The sequence below is a fragment of the Acinetobacter sp. NEB 394 genome, from assembly GCF_013374795.1.
Lineage (GTDB): Bacteria > Pseudomonadota > Gammaproteobacteria > Pseudomonadales > Moraxellaceae > Acinetobacter > Acinetobacter johnsonii.
The window spans coordinates 3115973-3138873 of record NZ_CP055277.1 but is presented as its reverse complement, the minus strand read 5'-3'; the positions used below and the strand labels follow the sequence as shown (position 1 = coordinate 3138873).

Annotated in this window: 21 protein-coding genes and 4 pseudogenes; 18 read left to right on the top strand and 7 right to left on the bottom strand. The window is 36.7% G+C overall.

Translation table 11 applies throughout. From position 1 onward, the window contains the following. Nucleotides 1-2: 2 nt before the first annotated feature. The 5 genes and pseudogenes from HUK62_RS15195 to HUK62_RS15180 all read left to right on the top strand — a co-directional run bounded on the left by HUK62_RS15195 (nucleotide 3) and on the right by HUK62_RS15180 (nucleotide 4407). Entirely contained in the window at nucleotides 3-929 is a 927-nt protein-coding gene (locus HUK62_RS15195) for a branched-chain amino acid transaminase (RefSeq protein ID WP_004983545.1), read from the top strand. Nucleotides 930-1139: 210 nt separating this feature from the next. Then, nucleotides 1140-1322: pseudogene (locus HUK62_RS19120) on the top strand (glycosyltransferase); the annotation flags it as partial. A 110-nt stretch (nucleotides 1323-1432) separates the two neighbouring features. Further along, nucleotides 1433-2401 (top strand): IS30 family transposase, encoded by a 969-nt coding sequence (locus HUK62_RS15190; RefSeq protein ID WP_081398964.1) that lies wholly within the window; start codon nucleotides 1433-1435, stop codon nucleotides 2399-2401. Between the two features lie 8 nt (nucleotides 2402-2409). Then, nucleotides 2410-3105: pseudogene (locus HUK62_RS15185) on the top strand (ATP-grasp fold amidoligase family protein); the annotation flags it as partial. Nucleotides 3106-3509: 404 nt separating this feature from the next. Continuing rightward, nucleotides 3510-4407: pseudogene (locus tag HUK62_RS15180) on the top strand (IS5 family transposase). 222 nt (nucleotides 4408-4629) lie between these two features. On the opposite strand, the gene HUK62_RS15175 reads toward HUK62_RS15180, so the two are convergent. Together HUK62_RS15175 and HUK62_RS15170 are read right to left on the bottom strand one after the other, a co-directional pair. Continuing rightward, on the bottom strand, nucleotides 4630-5652 hold the full coding sequence (locus HUK62_RS15175) for an NAD-dependent epimerase (protein WP_176538278.1): 1023 nt from the start codon (nucleotides 5650-5652) through the stop codon (nucleotides 4630-4632). After that, on the bottom strand, nucleotides 5649-6818 hold the full coding sequence (locus HUK62_RS15170) for a nucleotide sugar dehydrogenase (RefSeq protein ID WP_176538277.1): 1170 nt from the start codon (nucleotides 6816-6818) through the stop codon (nucleotides 5649-5651). Before HUK62_RS15170 ends, HUK62_RS15175 begins: the two co-directional genes overlap by 4 nt. Nucleotides 6819-7002: 184 nt before the next feature. Between HUK62_RS15170 and HUK62_RS15165 the strand changes: the two genes are divergently transcribed. The 13 genes and pseudogenes from HUK62_RS15165 (at nucleotide 7003) to HUK62_RS15105 (ending at nucleotide 17643) form a co-directional block, all read left to right on the top strand. After that, nucleotides 7003-7776 carry a glycosyltransferase gene (locus tag HUK62_RS15165; protein ID WP_176538276.1) on the top strand — a complete coding sequence of 258 codons (774 nt, stop codon included), beginning with the start codon at nucleotides 7003-7005 and terminating at the stop codon, nucleotides 7774-7776. A 38-nt stretch (nucleotides 7777-7814) separates the two neighbouring features. Further along, nucleotides 7815-8786 carry a stealth family protein gene (locus HUK62_RS15160; RefSeq protein WP_004983556.1) on the top strand — a complete coding sequence of 324 codons (972 nt, stop codon included), beginning with the start codon at nucleotides 7815-7817 and terminating at the stop codon, nucleotides 8784-8786. 9 nt (nucleotides 8787-8795) lie between these two features. Next, entirely contained in the window at nucleotides 8796-9560 is a 765-nt protein-coding gene (locus tag HUK62_RS15155; protein ID WP_176538508.1) for a glycosyltransferase family 25 protein, read from the top strand. Between the two features lie 11 nt (nucleotides 9561-9571). Beyond that, the gene (locus HUK62_RS15150) at nucleotides 9572-10342 is read left to right on the top strand and encodes a glycosyltransferase family 25 protein (protein ID WP_176538275.1); all 771 of its coding nucleotides are present in this window, start codon (nucleotides 9572-9574) and stop codon (nucleotides 10340-10342) included. Between the two features lie 81 nt (nucleotides 10343-10423). Continuing rightward, the gene (rfbB, locus tag HUK62_RS15145; protein WP_176538274.1) at nucleotides 10424-11485 is read left to right on the top strand and encodes a dTDP-glucose 4,6-dehydratase; all 1062 of its coding nucleotides are present in this window, start codon (nucleotides 10424-10426) and stop codon (nucleotides 11483-11485) included. Then, a complete protein-coding gene (rfbA, locus tag HUK62_RS15140) occupies nucleotides 11482-12357 on the top strand; it encodes a glucose-1-phosphate thymidylyltransferase RfbA (RefSeq protein WP_159128515.1) in 876 nt (291 codons plus the stop codon). The genes rfbB and rfbA overlap by 4 nt, the downstream gene beginning before the upstream one ends. Before the next feature lie 2 nt (nucleotides 12358-12359). Further along, the gene (locus HUK62_RS15135) at nucleotides 12360-13379 is read left to right on the top strand and encodes a TDP-N-acetylfucosamine:lipid II N-acetylfucosaminyltransferase (RefSeq protein ID WP_176538273.1); all 1020 of its coding nucleotides are present in this window, start codon (nucleotides 12360-12362) and stop codon (nucleotides 13377-13379) included. A 145-nt stretch (nucleotides 13380-13524) separates the two neighbouring features. Beyond that, nucleotides 13525-13929: a transposase family protein gene (locus tag HUK62_RS15130; RefSeq protein WP_176538272.1), complete on the top strand. Its 405-nt coding sequence runs from the start codon at nucleotides 13525-13527 to the stop codon at nucleotides 13927-13929. A gap of 37 nt (nucleotides 13930-13966) precedes the next feature. After that, nucleotides 13967-14377 (top strand): annotated as a pseudogene (locus HUK62_RS15125) (transposase family protein); the annotation flags it as partial. A 42-nt stretch (nucleotides 14378-14419) separates the two neighbouring features. Then, nucleotides 14420-14986 (top strand): acetyltransferase, encoded by a 567-nt coding sequence (locus tag HUK62_RS15120; RefSeq protein ID WP_176538271.1) that lies wholly within the window; start codon nucleotides 14420-14422, stop codon nucleotides 14984-14986. Beyond that, on the top strand, nucleotides 14983-15678 hold the full coding sequence (locus HUK62_RS15115; RefSeq protein ID WP_176538270.1) for a WbqC family protein: 696 nt from the start codon (nucleotides 14983-14985) through the stop codon (nucleotides 15676-15678). The genes HUK62_RS15120 and HUK62_RS15115 overlap by 4 nt, the downstream gene beginning before the upstream one ends. Continuing rightward, nucleotides 15665-16816, top strand: a complete 1152-nt coding sequence (gene rffA, locus HUK62_RS15110; protein ID WP_176538269.1) for a dTDP-4-amino-4,6-dideoxygalactose transaminase — start codon at nucleotides 15665-15667, stop codon at nucleotides 16814-16816. Before HUK62_RS15115 ends, rffA begins: the two co-directional genes overlap by 14 nt. Beyond that, entirely contained in the window at nucleotides 16813-17643 is an 831-nt protein-coding gene (locus tag HUK62_RS15105) for a glycosyltransferase (RefSeq protein ID WP_159128511.1), read from the top strand. Before rffA ends, HUK62_RS15105 begins: the two co-directional genes overlap by 4 nt. Before the next feature lie 22 nt (nucleotides 17644-17665). Here the strand turns inward: HUK62_RS15105 and HUK62_RS15100 are convergent, their stop codons facing one another. The 5 genes from HUK62_RS15100 to HUK62_RS15080 form a co-directional block, all read right to left on the bottom strand. After that, nucleotides 17666-18586, bottom strand: coding sequence for a capsular polysaccharide synthesis protein (locus HUK62_RS15100; protein ID WP_004983572.1), 921 nt, complete (start codon nucleotides 18584-18586; stop codon nucleotides 17666-17668). 11 nt (nucleotides 18587-18597) lie between these two features. After that, nucleotides 18598-18816: a hypothetical protein gene (locus HUK62_RS15095; protein ID WP_004983573.1), complete on the bottom strand. Its 219-nt coding sequence runs from the start codon at nucleotides 18814-18816 to the stop codon at nucleotides 18598-18600. Nucleotides 18817-18967: 151 nt separating this feature from the next. After that, on the bottom strand, nucleotides 18968-19840 hold the full coding sequence (locus HUK62_RS15090; protein ID WP_176538268.1) for a lysophospholipid acyltransferase family protein: 873 nt from the start codon (nucleotides 19838-19840) through the stop codon (nucleotides 18968-18970). 319 nt (nucleotides 19841-20159) lie between these two features. Next, nucleotides 20160-21944 (bottom strand): aspartate--tRNA ligase, encoded by a 1785-nt coding sequence (gene aspS / locus HUK62_RS15085; protein ID WP_005401682.1) that lies wholly within the window; start codon nucleotides 21942-21944, stop codon nucleotides 20160-20162. 151 nt (nucleotides 21945-22095) lie between these two features. Next, complete coding sequence (locus HUK62_RS15080) at nucleotides 22096-22860, bottom strand: DUF4184 family protein (RefSeq protein ID WP_176538267.1); 765 nt, start codon at nucleotides 22858-22860, stop codon at nucleotides 22096-22098. Nucleotides 22861-22901 lie beyond the last annotated feature (41 nt).

Genomic DNA, 22901 nt, shown 5'->3' with positions numbered 1-22901 from the left:
TCATGAATTTGGCTGATCGTGATGGTTTTATTTGGCAAGATGGACAATTGGTTGACTGGCGTGAGGCAAAAACTCACGTACTAACACATACCTTGCACTACAGCATGGGTGTGTTTGAAGGTGTCCGTGCCTATGAAACACCGAATGGCACGGCTATTTTCCGTTTAAAAGAACACACTAAGCGTTTATTGAACTCTGCAAAAATTTATCAAATGAAAGTCCCATTTGATCAAGCAACACTAGAGCAAGCTCAAATTGATGTGGTTCGTGAAAATAAATTAGCGTCTTGCTACTTGCGTCCAATTATTTTTATTGGATCGGAAAAATTAGGTATTGCTGCAACAGACAATACCATTCATGCGGTGGTTGCTGCATGGAGTTGGGGTGCATACCTTGGTGACGAAGCAATGGCGAAAGGTATTCGTGTGAAAACCTCATCATTTACCCATCACCATCCAAACGTGACGATGTGTAAAGCGAAAGCGTCAGGTAACTATACCTTGTCGATTTTGGCTCACCAAGAAGTAGCGCATTCAGGTTATGACGAAGCAATGCTGCTCGACCCTCAAGGGTATGTATGCCAAGGTTCTGGCGAAAACGTATTCTTGGTAAAAGATGGTGTTTTACATACGCCAGATATCGCGGGTGGTGCGCTTGATGGTATTACGCGTCAAACCATTATTACTATCGCAAAAGACTTGGGTTATGACGTAGTTGAGCGTCGTATTACACGTGATGAATTCTACATTGCAGATGAAGCATTTTTTACAGGTACAGCTGCTGAAGTGACGCCTATTCGTGAATATGATGATCGTGAAATCGGTTCAGGTACGCGTGGTCCAATCACTGAACAAATTCAAACCACATTCTTTAATGCGGTTAAGGGTAAAGACCCGAAATACGCACACTGGTTAACTTATGTAAAATAAGTAATTAGGTGGAAAAGGACTCTTCGGAGCCCTTTTTTTATCTTCATTGTTTTGAAAAATATATGGATTATATTTTATTGTTATTAAATAGTTTATAAAGCAGCTAAAGTTATTTTGAATTTTTAGTAAAAATAATATGCTTAAAGCATACATAGTCTAATTTATTTGTTATTATTTGGTCAAAACGAGATGTATTTAAAATTTTTATCCATGATTAACAGTCTTATATATAAAGCAAAAGTATTTAGAACATTATTTGTTTCTGATGAGAGATATCTAAAAAAAAGGTTTATTAATAAATTAGGGTATACCCCAAATTTTAATCAACCTGAAAGTTTTAATGAGAAAGTTACTGCACGAATGATTTTTGAAAGAAGTGCACTACATACCAAGGCAGAGTAAAACTTGAAGTGCGACATAAACCACCTAATTAATTTAAAGGGTTTATGGAGTATATAAAATTGTCATACCATCATCTTAACTTTGAAGATCGTACTGCATTAATGCTTGAGTCAAGAAAAGAAGGCTTTTCAGCCAGAAAATTTGCTGAACTCATTAAAAGACATCCTAGTACGATCTATCGTGAGCTTAAAAGAAATAGCATCAATGACGTTTATCAAGCTCAATATGCTTCTGATAACACCTTCGCTAGACGTAGACGTGGTCACAGAAAACTCAAAATCGATTCAATCCTCTGGAAATTTATTGTTGAAGCGATCCGTTGTTTATGGTCTCCTCAGCAAATAGCAAAGCGTTTAAAGACATTTCCTGATTTGGATCAAACAATGAATGTAAGCCATACAACGATTTATTCAACGATACGAGCATTACCCAAGGGTGAGTTGAAAAAAGACTTATTATCCTGTCTGCGTCATGAAAATAAAAAGCGAAAAGCTAACGGTGAACCTAAAAAAGATTCTATATTACAGGATATTAAAACTATTCATGAGCGCCCAGCCGAAGTTCAAGAAAGAAAAATACCGGGTCATTGGGAAGCTGATTTAATTAAAGGTAAAGACAATAAAAGTTCGATAGCAACACTTATTGAACGAAATACACGGCTCTGTATCTTGGCAACATTACCTGATGCAAAGGCAGAATCAGTGCGCAAGGCTTTAACTGAAGCTCTGAAATATTTACCTGCAGAACTGCGTAAAACGTTGACCTATGACCGTGGACGCGAGATGGCAGAACATAAAATACTTGAAGAAGATTTAGGCATAGATGTATATTTCTGTGACCCACATTCACCCTGGCAAAAAGGCACATGCGAAAATATGAATGGTTTAATTAGGCAATATTTACCTAAAGGGATTGATTTAAATCAGGCAGATCAGCATTATTTAAATCAAGTTGCCATGTCACTGAATACTCGTCCTAGAAAAGCGTTAGATTGGCTTACACCATTAGAGAAATTTGCTCAGCTTGTTGATTATCATAAGACTTTTCAAACTGTCGCACCTCATGTTTGAATTCGCCCAAATTAGCTGATAAATCGGCAGTAAGAGAATTGATTATAGATCGGATTGGAGAAAAACATCTGGTCCCACTTATAGGCACATATTGTGACTTTAAGAATATTGATTTTGATCAATTTCCAAGCCAATTTGTTTTGAAATGTACCCACGACAGTGGAAGCGCTATTGTTTGTCTCGATAAAGGTACATTTGATGTTAATAGAGCGGAAAGTAAACTAAATAACAGTTTAAAAATGAATATGTACTACCGCAAGCGAGAGTGGCACTATAAAAATATTTCGCCGCTCATCTTGGCAGAGCATTATGTTGACTTATATCGTGATGCTAACACGCATGCCACCATTACAACATGTCGTGTTCACTGTTTTGAAGGGCAGCCTAAGTATGTTGAAGTCGATGTCCAAGGGAGTGATGGTACAGAGTATTCAAATATTTATGATACCTCTTGGGTATTACAGCCTTTCACCGTAGATTGCAAAGAGAATACGCCAGAAGCGGTGATAGAACCGTGCAAGATGCATAAAATGGTTGAGCTATCTGAGCAGTTATGTTTGGAATATGGTTATAGCCGAATTGACTTCCTATTGTCACAAGATGAAGTGCTGTTTAGTGAAATCACATTGACCCCAAATGCAGGGCGTATGGTTATTTCTCCTGTTGAGTGGGATGTAAAACTTGGAGAATTATGGCGTTCTTAATCATATATTGATAAATATATGAAAAAATAAAAATAAATAAATTATTTTTATAAAGATAGAGTCACCATGAGATTATTTATGGTGGCTCGGATGGTTTTTAATTTGGTATTTCTCTTGAGTAATTTAAGCCAATGTTTTGTATGGTATTAATGGTTTTTTGATACTGTAATTTTTAATAAAAAGCCATTTCATAAACCTCATTGAGTATAAATAAAAGTTATCCTATTGCTAAGATGTTACTATTTAAAAATAAGCTTCGTTTATTTAGTTGAAAATATTCAACCGAAGGATAGGTTTTTTCTACCTCAAGGAATTTGTATAGGTATAGGAGACAGGTTTGTGTTGGATGGGGCTTTGTTGCACAAAGCTATTCTTAAAGGCTTCTTCAGCAATATAATTTCCAAATGAAGAAGCCTGTATCTAAAATTTATCGCACAACGAATTGGTCCTCTTATAACCAAGCTCTAATCAAGCGAGGAAATATTTCAACTTGGTTCGATCCTCAGACTAAACGGTATGCTCAGCCACAGGCTAAGCATGGAAGAAATCAAACTTATTCTGATACAGCAATTCAGTGCTGTTTGATGATCAAATCTATCTTTCGACTTTCTTTGCGTATGGTCACAGGCTTTGTGCAAAGCCTAATTCAACTCAGTGGGTTAAGTTGGACAGCACCAGATTATTCCACACTTTGCAGACGACAAAAGCAGATTGATATTGCGATCAGCTATCAAAAAAGTCATGAAGGATTACATCTATTGATAGACTCAACTGGCCTTAAGTTTTTAGGCGAAGGTGAATGGAAACGCAAGAAACATCAGCCTGAATCGTCGGCAATGGCGTAAATTGCATATTGGTATAGATGCTAGAACCTTGCAAATACGAGCTGTACAGCTGACAACAAATAATGTCAGTGATTCGCAAGTCCTTGGAGATTTACTTGATCAAATCCCATTGGATAAGCAGATTGATTCAGTCTATACAGACGGGGCTTATGACACAAAACAATGCCGTCAGGTTATTGCAGATCGGCAAGCGTATGCAGTGATTCTACCCAGAAAAAATGCAAAGCCTTGGAAAGATAACAAAGTTCATTCGCGAGAGCTAAATGAATTACTTCGAACAGTTAAACGTTTCGGCAGGACACTATGGCAAAAATGGTCAGGCTATCATCGCAGAAGTCTGGTCGAAACCAAGATGCATTGCATCAAATTATTGGGGGATAAACTCAGTGCGAGAAACTTTCAAAGCCAAGTCAATGAAATGCATGCACGTGTGGCAGTATTAAATAAATTTACGTAGTTAGGTCGACCTCTCACCCAAGTTGTCACTTGAATTTGAGTAGAACAGGGTAAATTTAACTTTTAAATCTTTATGCAACAAAGCCGTTGGATGGTGATTTAGTAAGAGAAAATTTATGATGTAATGATCTATAAATTAAATGCATTTGTATTTTAAAAACCCTAATTACACAGTAATTAGGGTTTTTAATTTAGATTAGTTTAATTAGCGAGTGGCTTTTATTTAAACTTGATAAAAGTCACGATACCAATCTACAAATTGTTTCACACCATCTTCAACTGAAACAGAGGGTTTATACCCCACACTTTTTTCTAAAGCGCTGCTATCTGCGAAGGTATCAGGTACATCGCCTGCTTGAAGTGGGAGTAATTCTAAAATGGCTTCTTGGCCAACGGCTTTTTCAATTGCTTGAATATATTCGATTAGTTTTACAGGATTGTTATTGCCGATGTTGAATATACGGAAAGGCGCATTGCTGGTCGCTGGATCTGGATGATTGCTGTCCCAATTTGGGTTGACCTCAGCAATTTGATCACTTGAGCGAATCACGCCTTCAGCAATGTCTTCAACAAATGTGAAATCGCGGGTGTGATTACCATGGTTAAATACGGGAATTGATTGACCCGCAATGATGTTTTTGGTGAACTTAAACAGCGCCATATCGGGGCGTCCCCAAGGTCCATAGACCGTAAAGAAACGTAAGCCTGTGGTTGGCAATTGAAATAGGTGACTATAGCTATGCGCCATCAATTCATTTGCACGTTTTGTTGCTGCATAAAACTGAATTGGATGGTCTACGCCATGCTGCTCACTAAAAGGCATGGTGGTATTTGCACCGTATACGCTGCTGGTGCTGGCATAGGTCAGATGTGGTGTTTTCGCATAGCGGCAAGCTTCAATAATATTAGTAAAGCCAATAATATTGCTTTCTACATAACTCATTGGATTTTCAAGTGAGTAGCGCACGCCTGCTTGTGCAGCCAAGTGAATCACACGGTCAAACTGGTGTTGTTGAAAGCATTGATCAACTGCTGTTTTATCGGCAAGATTGGCTTGAATGAAGTCAAATTGGCCAGCACTTTGCTGAGCAGTTTGATGTAATAAGTCGATACGTGCTTGCTTTAAGGCAGGATCATAATAATCATTCATATTGTCAAAACCGACAACATTATCGCCACGCTCGAGTAGTTTTTTAGAGACATGAAAGCCGATAAAGCCTGCTGCACCTGTTACTAAAACCTTCATTCATCGCCTCCAAAAATATCACGGGTATAGATTTTGTATTCAACATCACTTAAGTCCTGTGACTTACGATTGGCGATGATGACATCACTTTGTTGTTTAAATTGTTCTAAATCATTAATCACTTTGGATTTGAAAAACTCATCCTGATTTAAGGTTGGTTCATAAACAATTACATCAATGCCTTTGGCTTTGATGCGTTTCATGACGCCTTGAATCGCTGATGCACGGAAGTTATCGGAGCCGCTTTTCATCACTAAACGATAAATGCCGACGGTATTAGGATTTTTTGCAATGATAGAGTCTGCAATAAAGTCTTTACGCGTACTGTTGGAATCTACAATGGCCTGAATCAAGTTACTCGGCACTTGATTGTAGTTGGCAAGAAGTTGTTTTGTATCCTTCGGTAGACAATAGCCACCATAGCCAAACGATGGGTTGTTATAATGATTGCCAATGCGTTGATCTAAACATACGCCTTCAATAATTTGACGGGTATCCAGACCGAAGGACTGGGCATAGGTATCGAGTTCATTAAAGTAAGCGACACGCATCGCGAGATAGGTATTGGCAAATAACTTGATTGCTTCGGCTTCAGTTGAATCGGTAAATAATACAGGACTGTCTTTTTTGATTGCCCCTTCGATCAGCATATCTGCAAACAATTGAGCACGTTGTGACTTTTCACCGACAATAATCCGAGAAGGATAAAGGTTGTCGTGCAGCGCCTTTCCTTCACGTAAGAACTCAGGGGAGAAGATCACATTTTCAGTATGATATTGTTTTTTGACTTTTTGAGTAAAGCCCACTGGCACTGTTGATTTGATAATCATCGTTGCCTGAGGGTTGATCTCGACCACATCTCGAATGACACTTTCCACACTCTGTGTATTGAAATAATTAGTTTGGGTATCATAGTCGGTGGGTGTTGCAATAATGACAAAATCAGCGCCTTGATAGGCTTCATATTTGTCAGTTGTGGCACGAAAATTGAGCGGTTTCTCGCTTAAAAATGTCGATATATCTGCATCTTGAATCGGAGAGATTTTTTGATTCAACATGTCGACTTTCGTGTCGATGATGTCTAGTGCAATCACTTCATGATGTTGTGAGAAGATCATGGCATTAGAAAGGCCGACGTAACCTGTGCCTGCAACTGCTATTTTCATATCAACCTGGTTATATATTCTTCATATGAGGGCTTAAGTGAACCTTGCAAAGGATTTACATAAAGCGTTTTCGTATCATAGCACAAACTATTTTTGAGTATTATGAGGGCTTTGAAAAAGCCATACACTAACTTATTGCAAGAAATGTTATGATACAACGCAGAATGCTGGTGGATGATAGAACATGCAGGAAAACGTAAACGACTCGTTGTCAAAACAGGCTGAAACACAGACAGATAAAAATATTGTGTTATGCATGAAATGGGGCACCAAATATGGGGCCGAGTACGTCAATCGTTTATATAACATGGTGAAGCGTCACACCACGGTTGATTTTAAGATGGTTTGTTTAACAGACCGCACCGAAGGAATCGACCCTGCAGTTGAATGTTTCCCCATTCCACCTTTAGCGCTTCCAGAGGGAAGTCCTGAACGTGGGTGGAATAAATTGTCTACATTCGAGCCAGACTTGTACGGTTTACAAGGTAATGCGCTCTTTTTAGACTTGGATGTAGTCATTGTTGACAATATCGACAGTTTCTTTACCCATCCGGGAGACTTCCTAATTATCCATGACTGGAAACGTCCTTGGCGTATTACCGGTAATAGCTCGGTTTACCGTTTTAAACTGGGCGCTTTCCCAGGGTTGATGCCCTATTTTCGTGAGCATTTTGATGAAATTCGTCAAAAATTCCGCAATGAGCAAGCTTATTTGTCTTGGTATGTCGATCAAGAGAAAAAACTTTCTTACTGGCCTGATAGTTGGTGTAAGAGCTACAAGTATCACTGTTTGCAAAAAATTCCGTTGGCATACTTTAAGCCACCTGTAAAACCTGAAGGGGTTAAGGTCATTATTTTCCACGGTGAAATCAATCCACCTGATGCGATTAATGGTGGTGGTGGGAAATGGTATCGTTATGTATTGCCATCACAGTGGATTAAGGATGCTTGGCAATAATTGCCTATTTAGACTCAGATTTTGAAGTGATCAAGTGAATGCAAAATATTGATATCGTGATTGCCTGGGTAGATGGCAATGATCTTGAATTAAAAAAGAAACGCCATAAATATCTGACTGGTGACGATGCATCTGATGCAGTCAGTGATACGCGTTTCGCCAGTAATAACGAAATTTATTACAACATTGCTTCAATTTTAAAATATGTCCCTTTTTGTCGTCATATCTATGTAGTGGCAGATAATCAGCGTCCTGAGTTTATCGATGAATTTGCAGCGCAAGGTTTGTGCGCTGTAGATAAAATTCGTGTGGTTGATCACCGAGAAATTTTTAGAGGTTTTGAAGAGTATTTACCGACCTTCAATACCCGTTCCATTGAAAGCATGCTGTGGAATATTGAAGGATTGTCGGAATATTTTATCTATCTCAATGACGATTTCTTTTTTAATGCGCCTGCACAAGTCGAAGACTTTTTAAAAACGGATAGCTTGGTGATCTATGGTCATTGGCAAAATAGTTTTGCACTCAAAGTAAAGCTCAAATATCGTCAGCTAATGAGTCGCCAATTTGGAAAGCCAATTCAGCCGAAACATATGATTGCGCAGATGCTTGGTGCGGATGTTTTGGGCTTTAAGAAATTTTTTGAAATCCATCATTATCCACATATTGTAGATCGCCATGCATTAAAAGATTATTTGCTGGAACATCCACAGCTTTTAGAAACCCAGATCAAGTTTAAATTTCGTAGTGTAGAGCAGTTGAATCCAATTTCATTAATGAACCACATTAAGATTCAAAAACAGCAGGCGGAGTTGAAACCAGATCTTGAATTGGCCTACCTTAAAAATCAGGACAGTTTGAACAGTTTTATACAGGCGTTGCATAATCCTGAGATTAAGTATGGTTGTATACAGAGTTTGGATCAGCTTGATAGTGACGCTGCGAAAAAAATCAGTACTGCTATGCATGAAAAATTAGCAGGCTATTTGCCCCATTCAGTTTTAGTTTAAAGGTTCATGATGAAAGTTGTTACTTATTTGATTAATTTGGACGGCAGTCAGGAACGACTTGAACGAGCAACTCAGCAGCTGAATCAAGTCAACTGGCCTTTTGAACGCTTTTCTGCAGTCGATGGACGTGGTAAAGAGTTAACTGAATTTGCAAACTACGATGACCAAGGGGCGAACGACGTACTTGGCCGTAAACTGATGAATTCAGAATTGGGCTGCTATTTAAGTCATTATGGTTGTGCGGAAAAATTTTTAAGTACTGATGCTGACTATTTAGTGGTACTTGAAGATGATATGAAAATTAATCAAGACTTCAAAGACAAGCTTGATGGTGTGATTGAGTATCTCGATCAACATAAAGAGTTGGATTGGTATCTGATTAATATTGCGGCCAAAAAGAAAAAGCTGACCAAAGATATTACGAATATTGATGGTATGAGCTTATGGCATGCTTTTTATTTCCCTATTCGTGGTTTAGGTTTGGTGTGGTCGCGTCAAGGTGCTGAAGCATTTATACAGGCTGGGAAAAAAATGGCTATGCCTGTCGATATTTTCTTTCAAACATGGCTCAGTAAAAATGGGAAGGGTTTAGGCGTATGGCCTGCTTTAGTGAAACCTGCAGGCTTGGACAGTGATATTTTAGGCACTGTGGCAGCGCAAGGCATTTCTCGCAAAGAAAAAGAAGGGCGTAGTCTTTCTCACGGCATCAAAAAACAAAAGCGAATGTGGCGTGATAAGTTTTATGCTGTAAAGCATTTGGTTGCATCAAAGTAAGTATTATTGATATGAAAAATATAGTCATTAGCTTAAAGACAGCCACAGCGCGTCGTGAGCACATTGTACAAGAATTCGGAAAACAGAATGTGGGGTTTGAGTTTTTTGATGCGCTAACGCCCGATCTGGCTCGACCTTTAGCTGAAAAAATGCAGCTCAATATTCAGGATGAGTTTTTAAGTCCTGGTGAGTTGGCTTGTTTTATGAGTCATGTCTCGATTTGGCAAAAAATGGTAGATGAGCATATTCCTCATTTGGCTATTTTTGAAGATGATGTGTATTTAGGTGATGCTGCTGCTGAATTATTAAATAACGCAGGCTGGATCAACCCAAATTGGGACATTATTAAGACGGAAGCATTTGCAGATCAGGTTTTTCTAGGTAAAACTCAGTCTAAAATATCAAATGGCATGCGTCATATTGTTCAACTCATGGGAAAAAATTTGGGGACTGCAGGTTATATCTTGAGTATTGAAGGTGCTCAAAAATATTTGAAGTATGTTGAACAAATTCAATTGATCCCACTAGACCAAGTGATGTTTGATGAATTTATATGTCATAAAATTCATCCCGTGTATCAGATGACGCCTGCTTTATGTATACAGGAAATGATGTTATTTCCTGAAAAGCAAACCGTTCTTTCCAGTGACTTGCTTGCAGAGCGTAAAGCTCGGATGAAAAAGCAAAAGAAGAAGGGTTGGGCTAAAGTTCGACTGGAGATTTTACGTATATTGAAACAAATAAAATATGCGTTAGTGGGTAAGCGTGTTGAGTTTAAATAAGAGCCGATCGGGCAGTTAAACTGAATAACCTACTTAAAAAACCAAAATACAAATATGATGAAATGATAGGAACAGCTTGAAATGCGCATTCTAGTAACTGGTGGCGCTGGATTTATTGGTTCAGCAGTAATACGTCATATTATTGAAAACACCCATCATCATGTTTTAAATGTCGATAAGTTGACTTATGCAGGTAATCTGGAGTCACTTCAATCCATTAAAAAAAGTGAACGCTATCAATTTTTCCAAACCGATATTTGTGATCAGGTTGAATTAGAAAAAATCTTTGAAAACTTTCAACCGAATGTAGTGATGCATTTGGCTGCTGAATCGCATGTCGACCGCTCTATTGATGGTCCTGCTGCATTTATCCAAACCAATATTGTCGGAACTTATAGTTTATTAGAAGCTGCGCGAAAATATTGGTTAAGTCTAACCGCGGAAGTAAAAGAATCTTTTCGCTTTCATCATATTTCGACCGATGAAGTGTATGGTGATTTAGAGGGAACGACGGACCTTTTTAAAGAAACAACACCATATGCACCAAGTTCACCATATTCGGCAAGTAAAGCCAGTTCAGATCATTTGGTTCGCGCATGGCACAGAACCTATGGTTTGCCAACAATTGTGACCAATTGTTCAAATAATTATGGGCCATATCATTTTCCAGAGAAACTGATTCCTTTGGTCATTCTCAATGCTCTAGATATGAAGCCTTTACCTATTTATGGTAAGGGTGATCAGATTCGGGATTGGCTTTTTGTTGAGGATCATGCACGTGCGCTGTATCAAGTTGTTACTACAGGCGCTGTAGGGCAAACTTATAATATTGGTGGACATAACGAAAAACAAAATATTGAAGTCGTAAAAACGATTTGTAATATCTTGGATGAATTAAAGCCTCAAGCCAATGGTCAAAAGTATGAGTCTCTTATTAAATTTGTCGAAGATCGTCCTGGGCATGATTTGCGTTATGCCATAGATGCGGGAAAAATTGAAAAAGATTTATGCTGGAAACCCCTAGAAACCTTTGAAACTGGAATTCGAAAGACGGTTGAATGGTATCTGAATAATTTAGATTGGTCCCGTCGAGTTCAAGATGGTAGTTACCAACGAGAAAGATTAGGTGTAAATGCTCAATGAACACAAAAGGCATTATTTTAGCAGGTGGCTCTGGTACACGACTGTATCCGATTACCCAAGGTGTATCGAAACAGCTACTGCCTATTTACGATAAACCAATGATTTATTATCCATTGTCAGTACTGATGTTGGCAGGAATTCAGGATGTTCTGATCATTACAACTCCTGAAGACTTAGATAGTTTTAAACGCTTACTAGGCAATGGGGCTCAATTCGGTATTCGATTAGAGTATGCCATTCAGCCAAGTCCAGATGGTTTAGCACAAGCATTTATTATTGGTGAAGAGTTTATTGGTGATAGTAATGTGTGTTTAGTACTAGGCGATAATATTTTCTATGGTCAAGGTTTTACACCAATGCTAAAACAGGCTGTTGCGCGTGAAAAAGGTGCAACAGTTTTTGGCTATCAAGTAAAAGACCCAGAACGCTTTGGTGTCGTTGAGTTTGATGAGCAGAAACGCGCAATTTCACTAGAAGAAAAACCTCAACATCCAAAGTCTCATTTTGCAGTAACGGGGCTGTATTTCTATGACAATGATGTGATTCAAATTGCCAAACAAGTTAAACCATCAGAGCGTGGCGAATTAGAAATTACCACCGTGAACCAAATGTATTTGGAACGTGGGGATTTAAATGTGGAACTACTTGGACGTGGTTTTGCATGGCTCGACACAGGTACACATAGTAGTTTACTTGAAGCTGCACAATTTGTAGAAACTTTAGAAAAGCGTCAAGGCTATAAAGTGGCATGTTTGGAAGAAATTGCATTTAATCAAGGTTGGTTAAGTAAAGAGCAGGTTTTAAAAATCGGTCATACTATGAGTAAAAATAGTTATGGTCAGTATTTGATTTCATTAGTTGGTTCGTTGTAGTTATGTCTAAAAAAATAATTCATGTCAGTATGGCTGATAAGTTTTTACCGCCATTTATTGATTTTATACAGGAAAAATTTTCTAAAGAAAATAATACTTTTTATCTCTATGGTGATGAGAGTGTTTATGGTTTTTTAAAAGATAGGGGGGTATTTTTTTTGGGGAAAAAAGAGAGTCAAGTAAGTTATTTTCGACTTCTGTTAGAAATGTATAATGCTGATAAAATAATTTTACATGGCTTGTTTAATTCAAAAGTAATAAAGACTCTATTTTATCACCCTTGGTTATTAAAAAAGTGCTATTGGTCAATGTGGGGGGGGGATTTATATGGGGAAGATAAGAGATCTAAAATATCTAATTTATATAAAAAAATGGTTATAAAGAATATGGGTTTTTTGATAACTTTTATTCCAAGAGATGTTGAATATGCACGAGATAAATTTGGTGCTAAAGGAAAGTATGTTGAAAATCTTTGTTATTTGAGTAACATTTTTACTCCAGTTTATTCTTTGATAGAAGAAAGGAAAGGAAGTGTTAATATTCTGTTAGGTAATTCAGCAGATCCTGCGAATGAGCATATTGAAGCGTTAGTTAAACTTGAAAAATTTAAAGAGTCAAATATTAAGATTTATGCACCTTTATCTTATGGAAATCAAACTTATGCTGACCAAGTGATCCAATATGGAAAGACTATATTTGAGCATAAATTTGTCCCCTTGACTGAGTTTATGCCATATGAAAAATATTTAAGTTTTCTTCAAAATATAGATATTGCTATTTTTAATCACAAGCGGCAACAGGCTATGGGTAATACAATTAATCTGTTGGGAATGGGGAAAGTAGTGTATTTAAGAGAGGGAACGCCTCAATGGGAGTTTTTCAAAAGTATAAATATTCAGGTCTATGATCTTGAGAATTTTAATATTCATATGTCTTCTAGAAATAATAATAAAAGAATAGTTGGTGAATTTTTTTCAATTAGTAAATTGGAAAAGCAGTGGGGTAATTTATTAAATGAATAAATTAGTTATTTTTGGAATAGGTGATTTGGCTGGTCTTCTTTATTATTATTTGAATAATAGACTTCCGTCATAAATCAAAAAACGTACAATTTATTTGATCTTAAATTAATCAGCAAAATTATTTAATTCAAGAGATAATCCTTGGATGAAATTCAAAGATATTCAAAAATTATCAAACGTTAAGTTTCGTAGGCTTACCGGTGTTAGTTGGGCTACATTTAACCTCATGTTGGCCGAGCTAAATAAGCATTTACCTCATCATATTGGTAAAGGACGACCGCATAAATTACCATTGGAAGATCGTTTGCTCTTATGTATAGAATATTGGAGAGAATATCGAACATTTTTCCATCTTGGTATGAGTTACGGTGTATCTGAAACGAGTGCAATTCGTATCACACGTGTTATTGAAGATACCTTAATCCGTTCTGGAAAATTTAACTTGCCAAAACAACTTCCTAATCGAGATGAAGTGGATTGGGAAGTTGTTGTGATTGATGCAACTGAAATATTAGTTCAACGTCCAAAAAAAACAGAAGAAATGGTATAGCGGTAAAAAAAAGCGACATACCTTTAAATTTCAGCTATCTATGCACTATACAACAGGTGAAATACTGAGTGTATGTGGAAGTCATGGAAGCATGCATGATTTTAAAATATTTAAAAAAAGCATGAGGAAATTAAAATTTAAGCCCTTTTTTATCGTTGATAAGGGGTATTTAGGGATAAAGAAATTGGGTTTTGGATGCCTCATGCCATCTAAAGCAAAGAAAACTGAAAAACTAGATTCTGAATTAAAAAAGTTAAATAAAGAGATTGGTCGTAGACGAATTCAAGTAGAGCACGTATTTGGAAGGATGAAATGTTTTAAGATTTTATCTTGTGTATATAGAAATCGTCGTAAACGATTAAACCTGCGGTTTAATTTACTTGCTGGCATATACAATTTAGATTGGGTGAAAGATAAACAATTAAATTGGTTGAAAAATGATTTATGAAGGAAGTCTAATGATTCAAATTATGAAGTTGTAGCTTTTTGTGTGGATAAGCAATATTTAAACTTAAAAATATTTAATAACCTTCCTGTGTATGCATTGGAGGATATCGATAATTATTATAATGCATCTGAAGTTAAATTTATTTTAGCATTAGGTTGTTCATCCATGCGTTTTCGTGAAATTGTTTATGATAAAATTGTAAAATTAGGTTTTGAATTAATAAATTATATTAGCTCGAAAGCAATTGTAGCTGAAAATGTGAAGCTAGGATTTAATAATATTATACTTCAAGGGGTGGTATTAGAACCCAATGTTGAGATAGGTAATAATAATATTATCTGGTCTTCAAGCATTATTTGTCATGATGTTAAAATTGGGAACCATAACTTTATAGCGGCAGGTTCAATATGTGGTGGTTTTTCGCATGTGAAAAATTTATGTTTTATTGGTTTTAATAGTACGATTATTGATAATATTATTGTTGAAAATGAAACCCTTATAGGAGCGAAATCTCTATTGATAAAAAATACAGATTCTCATACCAAGTGGTTTGGCAGTCCAGCACAGAAAGTAGGTTCACATAAAGATTTTGGAATAAAAATTAAATGAAAAAGGTTGCAATTCTACAGTCTAATTATATCCCTTGGAAAGGATATTTTGACTTAATAGCTTCAGTTGATGAGTTTATTATATATGATGAAGTGCAATATACTAAAAATGATTGGAGAAACAGAAATTTAATCAAAACTCCTCAAGGGTTAAAGTGGTTAACCATCCCTGTAAGAGCTGATAGTAATCGTGCAATAAAAGATGTTGTGTTTAGTAATAGGGATTGGGGAGGATTACATTGTCAAACGTTACATGCGAATTATAGACGTGCAAAATATTTTGATGAAATTTTTGGGCTTATCGAGCCAATATTGATAGACTCAAATATCAAAACACTAACAGAAGTTAATGTTCTATTAATTAAGGTGATTTGTTTATACTTGAAAATAAATACAAAAATATCATACAGTTGGGATTATGGTTTAATTGAGGGTAAGACGGAAAGGCTTGTTGATTTATCTAAAAAAACAGAGGCAAGCATATATGTTTCTGGACCATCAGCTAAAAACTATATTGATCAAAAAATTTTCCAACATGCAGGGATAGAACTACAATGGTTTAATTATTGTGATTATAAGGAATATCCTCAGTTGTGGGGGGATTTTGAGCATGCTGTGAGTATATTGGATCTATTATTTAATTGTGGTCAAAATTCTAGTCATTATATGAGGTTTATAAATGATTCCTTTTAATAATACGCCAGTATTAGGTTCTGAAACTAAATTGATTGTAGACGCCATCCAGTCTAAAAAGCTCTCAGGTGATGGTAAATATTCGAAGTTATGTCAAAAATGGTTTGAAGACTCGTTTACTTGTAAAAAAACTTTATTAACCCCTTCTTGTACACATGCACTTGAGCTAGCAGCATTATTGCTAGATATTTGTGAGGGGGATGAAGTCATTATGCCAAGCTATACTTTTGTAAGTACGGCAAATGCATTTGTTTTACGAGGTGCAAAAATTATTTTTGTAGATATTCGTCCGGATACAATGAATATCGATGAAACAAAAATAGAAGCAGCAATTACATCAAAAACAAAAGTGATTGTTCCAGTGCATTATGCAGGTGTTGCATGTGAAATGGATGTAATTATGGATTTAGCCCATAAATATCATTTATATGTCGTTGAAGATGCTGCGCAAGGTGTCATGTCTAGCTATAAAGGAAAGGCATTGGGGACTATTGGACATTTAGCTGCTTTTAGTTTTCATGAAACAAAAAATTATACGAGTGGCGGTGAGGGCGGGTTATTACTCATAAATGATCAACGGTTTATAGAAAGAGCAGAAGTTATTAGGGAAAAAGGCACTAATCGTAGCCAGTTTTTTAGAGGTATGGTGGATAAATATACTTGGAGTGATATTGGTAGTAGTTTATTGCCAAGTGAGCTTCAGGCTGCTTATTTATTTGCTCAGTTGGATAGTGCTGAACATATTAATCAAGAGCGCTTAAAGGCATGGAACTATTATTATGAAAAATTGGTTCCCTTAACATATAGCTCAAAAATAGAATTATCACCAATTCCTGAAAACTGTAAACATAATGCTCATATGTTTTATGTGAAAGTTAAAGATATAAAACAAAGAACTAGTGTACTCCAATATTTGAAAGACAACGGTGTTCAGGCTACATTTCATTATGTTCCCTTGCATAGCTCTCCCGCAGGTGAAAAATACTCTGAGTTTTGTGGTCTTGATGAATTCACGACTAAAGAGAGCGAGAGATTGCTAAGGTTGCCTTTATGGTATGGTATTTCTAATCAACAACAGGAAACTGTCGTGAAAATGATTTATACATTTTTTGAAACTATAATTAGTGCAGATAAATGATGGAACCACTAATTTCTGTATATATACCAACCTATAATAGGTTGGAGCTTTTAAAAAGGGCAGTTCAGTCTGTACAGAATCAAACATATAAAAATTTTGAAATCATTATTGTCGATGATAACTCATCAGATGGTACACAAGATTTTTTAGTTGGATTGGCCAAAGTAGATTCACGTATTCGCTATTTTTTTAAGGATAAAAATAGCGGTGCATGCGTCAGCCGAAATATTGCAATTAATTTAGCACAAGGTGAGTTAATTACAGGCTTAGATGATGATGATTATTTTTTACCACATCGCCTTGAGTTCTTTCTAGATTATTGGGTAAATAAAAAGAGAGAAGACTCAATCGCTTTATTTACCTCAAATATTAAAAGTGAAAAAAGTAATCAAACAAAAGAGCATAGTTTATTTTCTAAAAAATACTTTAAGAAAGATGATCTCCTTTTTGCAAACTATGTTGGTAATCAAATTTTTACAGAAACAAAAACGTTACGACAAGTTTCTGGTTTTGATGAGAGTTTCTGCATGTGGCAAGACTTAGAGCTTTGGTATCGAGTTGGTGACTTGGGTAATTTTGAGCACGTTGATAAGCCTACATATTTTTTTGATACAAGTCATTTGTATGGGAGAATTAGCGAAGCTAAATCAGAAAAAATATTTAAAACAGTTGAGCAGTTTTCCGAAAAAAATCAGTTAAATAATTTTAAAAAAAGAATGTTAAATAATCACTTATACAACTATAAAGTGATAGATAAAGATCGTTTCGCAAATTTTATTAAAGAAATTTTGAAGTTAAGTATTATTATGAGAAACTTTTTTAAATAAATGGGCTTATTTTAGAGAGTATTTAGAAATACTCTCTGAAATAAGTTTTTTGCTTATTTGCTTTTTCGGCCTTAAATTTATAGGTTAATTTATATATTTTATATATATCCTTTTCTAACTTGGAACTATCAATTTGATTAATCTCTTTAAATAAAATGCTATTTAAAAGATGGCGATTGTCACCATATTGAGGTAGTTTTTTAAGATTCTCTTGGAAAGATTGTATATTTCGATATAAAAGTTCGAAATAATAGTCGATTAAAAAGTAATCTACAAGTTGATTGTTATTTTTCCAATATTCGAAAAATAAGTCTTTAAATAGCAAAGCAATGAAATCATTTTTACCAAATTTTATAAAATTACCAGCCCAACGACCTTTTGATATTGAGTAGGTAGGAAAAATAGCGCTAGTTAAGCTAAAAAAAGAATGATTTGTTACGTATTTGGGAAGTGGTGACAGGGTTAAATATGTTGAATCAATCCATATACCCCCATGCGTTGCTAACAAGGTAAATCTTAATATATCCGAGAGTTGTGTATAAGAGATGATACCTTTTTTAAATTTTTCTTCAATGTAAGAAGGTAAATCAATAAAATCTTTATAATTATCTAATGTTACTATTTTAATCGTGTATTCATCTTGATTAAATTGCTTTAGATTCCAGATACACTTTTGTACCAGAGCAGGAGCTTGATCTTCTCCCTGAAACCAGCATACCCAAATAATATTAGTGATGCTTGGGTTATTATTTATTAATAGTTTCTCTTTGTACGTTTCTAATGTATCGAGATGTAATTTTTGTAATTCCTGAACAATTAAATCTGTTTTTTTCTGGAATAAAAAGTTTGAAAATCTTCTCAAAAAATAATGCTTTTTTGAAATTTTAAACAATTTATTGATCAATTGAACTTGTCTAAATATTTTTGGCGAAATTGTTTGCATATATTTAGAACCTATTCCTTATCCGCATTTCCTTTCAGGACCATATAAATTAAGCCAACAAAAATGACAAAAGCACCTGCAAGGCTACTTACACAGAAAAAGACAATGCGGTCATAGGTTGTTAAATTGAATAATTGATTGTCTAGAATATAGCGCATGAAAAACCATTGTACGATTGCAAACACAATTAGCACAATACCACGACGACGGACTTCAGGGCGCATAGCCATTTGGTTGCTCACAACTTATCTAAAACAATGCGCTATTATGCCACTGCTGAGAATTGATCTCAAATAAATAAAAGTATGCTATTCAGGCCCAAAGCAAATCATCTTGATTTCACGTCCTTGTCCTATTTGAATCAGGTCGAGATCCATCTCGTTATTTCTTATACGGATTGATGTTACCATAACAGTTTCGAAAACGTTTATAGGACCAAATATACTGTTCAGGCGCTTGGTTAATCATGTCTTGCATGGCAAGATTTAAACTGTCCACAGATAGCTGTATATCTGTCGATAAAATATCTTGAGATAACTCAGTACAGTACACATCAAAACCCGCTGCGTCAGCATTACGAATACAAGTTAATCCAATCACATTACATTGTGTCTTAGCGGCCATTTTAGAGACTAGCGTTGCGGATAGTGTGTTTTGGTTGAAGAAATGTGAATAAATCCCGCCAGAGGGTTTGGGAAGATGATCCGGTAAAATCACCGTCAGGCCTCCTTGTTTGAGGTGTTTGAAAATACTGCGGATACCCGTTTCATCAGTGGGAACCAGAGTTGCATTAAACTTTTGGCGCGCATCTAAAATGTAGCGATTTAACCCTTTAATTTTATAGGGTTTATACATAATCATTGGTTGCGTATAGACATTTAACCACGCATTTAACAGCTCCCAACAGCCAAAATGCGGAATGACCACAATCACGCCTTTTTTATTGGCTAAAGCCTCGGTTAGAACAGATTCCCCATGAATATTTTTTAATAAATCTAGGTTGTATTGTGGTGGCATTCCCCAACATTTTAAAAATTCAATATAGGTCTGACATTGGCTTTGAATGCTGAGATGAACGCGTTTCTGGAGTGTTATTGAATCGAGTTCAGGGTAGGCCAACTGCAGATTAATGGTGGTGATACGCTTAATTGAAGAGTCACTATAGTAAAGCAGGTGTGCAATTCCGCGTGCGATGTATTGTAAAAAGGACAGTGGAAAAAGTGAGATGATTTTAAGTAGATAATAAATAGCCATATTTTGACTCAGAAATCTTTTTAAAAGATGAGATGAGAGAAAATTTTGCAAAGAGACTTAAAAATCTAAGATAGATAAAATCAAAAAAAGATGAGCGTCTTAAGAACAAAATAAATGAATAAATCAATAGAGTGATTTAGTGCAAGAACTGCTGCAATAAAATATAGACTATCGTGAATCACTGTAAGGGGGATAGATCAAAAGTTCAAAAGAAATTTTGGAAAATTTGAAGCGAAAATAATATCTATAGAATGGATGGTCTTATCTTGAATGAAAAAACCCTGCGCATGGCAGGGTTTCTTTAATCAAAATCTAAAGCTTATTTGGTTTCTTCAGCTTTTGGTTTTTCACGTAAGCGAATACCCAAATCACGTAGTTGATTTGATTCAACTGGTGCAGGTGCTTGCGTTAATGGACATTCAGCAGTTTTGGTTTTCGGGAATGCAATCACATCACGAATAGAAGCACCACCCGTCATGAGCATGACTAAACGGTCTAGACCGAATGCTAAACCACCATGCGGAGGAGCACCGTAACGTAATGCGTTGAGAAGGAAACTGAATTTCTCTTCAGCTTCTTCTTCACCAATACCTAAAGCTTCGAAGATTGCTTTTTGCATTTCTAGGTTATGAATACGTAGTGAACCACCACCAATTTCAGTGCCGTTTAAAACCATGTCATAAGCGACAGAAAGCGCAGCGCCTGGGTTATTTTTCACATCTTCAACGCTTGATTTAGGCAGTGTAAATGGGTGGTGAACAGAAGTCCATTTGCCATCATCTGTTTCTTCAAACATTGGGAAGTCAACCACCCAAAGCGGTGCCCACTCGCAAGTCGACATTTTCAAGTCATGACCGACTTTAATACGTAAAGCACCCATTGCATCGTTTACAACTTTAGCTTTGTCTGCACCGAAGAACACGATATCGCCATTTTCTGCGCCAACACGTTTCAATAGATCAAGCACGATCGGCTCGATGAATTTCACGATTGGAGACTGTAAGCCTTCGATGCCTTTTTCAAGTTCGTTTACTTTAATGTACGCTAAACCTTTTGCACCGTAGATGCCGACAAATTTCGTGTACTCATCAATTTGGCTACGTGGTAAAGAACCTGCACCTGGAACACGTAATGCAACGATACGACCCTTAGGATCTTTCGCTGGACCTGCGAATACTTTGAATTCAACTTCTTGCATCAAGTCTGCAACGTCAACTAATTTCAAAGGAATACGTAAGTCTGGTTTGTCCGATGCATAGTCACGCATAGCATCTGTATAAGTCATGCGTGGGAATTTATCGAATTGAACGTCCAGCAGTTCTTTGAACATCTTAACCGTCAACGTTTCCATTAAATCCATGATGTCATCGTCACTCATGAACGATGTTTCAACGTCGATCTGGGTGAATTCTGGCTGACGGTCGGCACGTAAGTCTTCATCACGGAAACATTTTGCGATTTGGTAGTAACGATCGATACCACCCACCATCAACAATTGTTTGAATAATTGTGGTGATTGTGGAAGTGCGTAGAAGCTACCATTTGAAACACGGCTTGGCACTAAGTAGTCACGTGCACCTTCAGGCGTTGCACGGGTTAAAATCGGAGTTTCAACATCTAAGAAACCATTGTCTTCGAAATAGTTACGAATCAGGTTCGTTAGTTTAGAACGGAAACGTAAACGATCTAACATTTCAGGACGACGAATGTCCAAGAAACGGTATTTCAAACGAATTTCTTCAGAAATATTGGTGTTGTCGTCATTCAATGGGAACGGCGGAGTTTCTGATGCAGCAAGAACTTCGATTTCTTTACCTAAAACTTCGATTTGACCGCTCACCATATTGGCATTTTCTGTGCCAGCATAACGGCGACGTACGCGACCTGTAATTTTTAATACGAATTCTGAACGTACTTTGTCTGCAGTTGCAAATGCTTCAGGAGTGTCTGGGTCAATAACCACTTGCACAAGACCATCACGGTCACGCATATCAAGGAAGATGACACCACCGTGGTCACGGCGACGGTGTACCCAACCGCAGAGGGTTACTGTTTCATCAATTTGAGCTTCGGTTAAAGAACCGCAGTAATGAGTTCGCATCATGGCGTTAAAAATCCAACTATATGGCTAAAGGTAGCGAATACGTAAACAGCGTACCGCCAGAAATAAAGGTAGGATTATGCCTCTTTGGGCATTGACTCTCAAGGTATAGCTTAAAAAAGGCATGAAATAGCATTTAAGCATTGATCTAAATTCAGCCTAAACGATAGTCTCGATCTAAAAATAAAAACAGAATGCAGCCAAAGATTAAAATCAGTAAAGCGACTTGGCTAAACTCATTAATACTTCGCCCTGTAAAATAATACAGGTCTGACTGCCAAACTTGCGTGGGAATATAACGTGCGTAGTCCCAAACACTGACTAAACCACCCAAAAGGCTCAGTATAAACAGTCCAATTGCAAAGCGTTTGATTTTTAAACTCACTGGAAAATGTTGCTGATAGGTTTGGTAATAGCGCCAACCCATCCACGCCAACAAGGGCAAAGCCAGTGCCGATGTGCCAATTTGTAAAATGCGATGTAGCGGATAATAGTGCCCTAACAAAGGAATCTTCTGGCTTAGAAACTCATGTCCGAACAAAGTTCGGTGATCAACATGGGTGAGTCCGTCCCATAACAGATGCGTAGCCGTGCCGAGCAGTATCGCGAGAATAACGGCCACAGAAAATTTAAAAAAACGCAGCATACTGCTCAGCCTTAATTCATGCTGAATGCCTAAAAAACGATAAAAACAGGGCCGTAATAGCACGTACCACAAAACACAAAAACTGAGTCCAATCCAAAGATCAGGATGAACGAGTGAAGTCCAGTAGTGGGTAGTATTTGAATTGGCTTGTGTAAACAGCCGATAAAGATCAGGGGTCATGCTGCCAATGGCAATGGCAGCAATGGGTAAACGGTCACCACTGAGTTTGGCTAAAGGGGGCGCGAGAACGGCATGTGAAATGGTAAAGGGCATTGATCTATTGGCGTTGGCATCGACTTAGATGGATAGGGCAG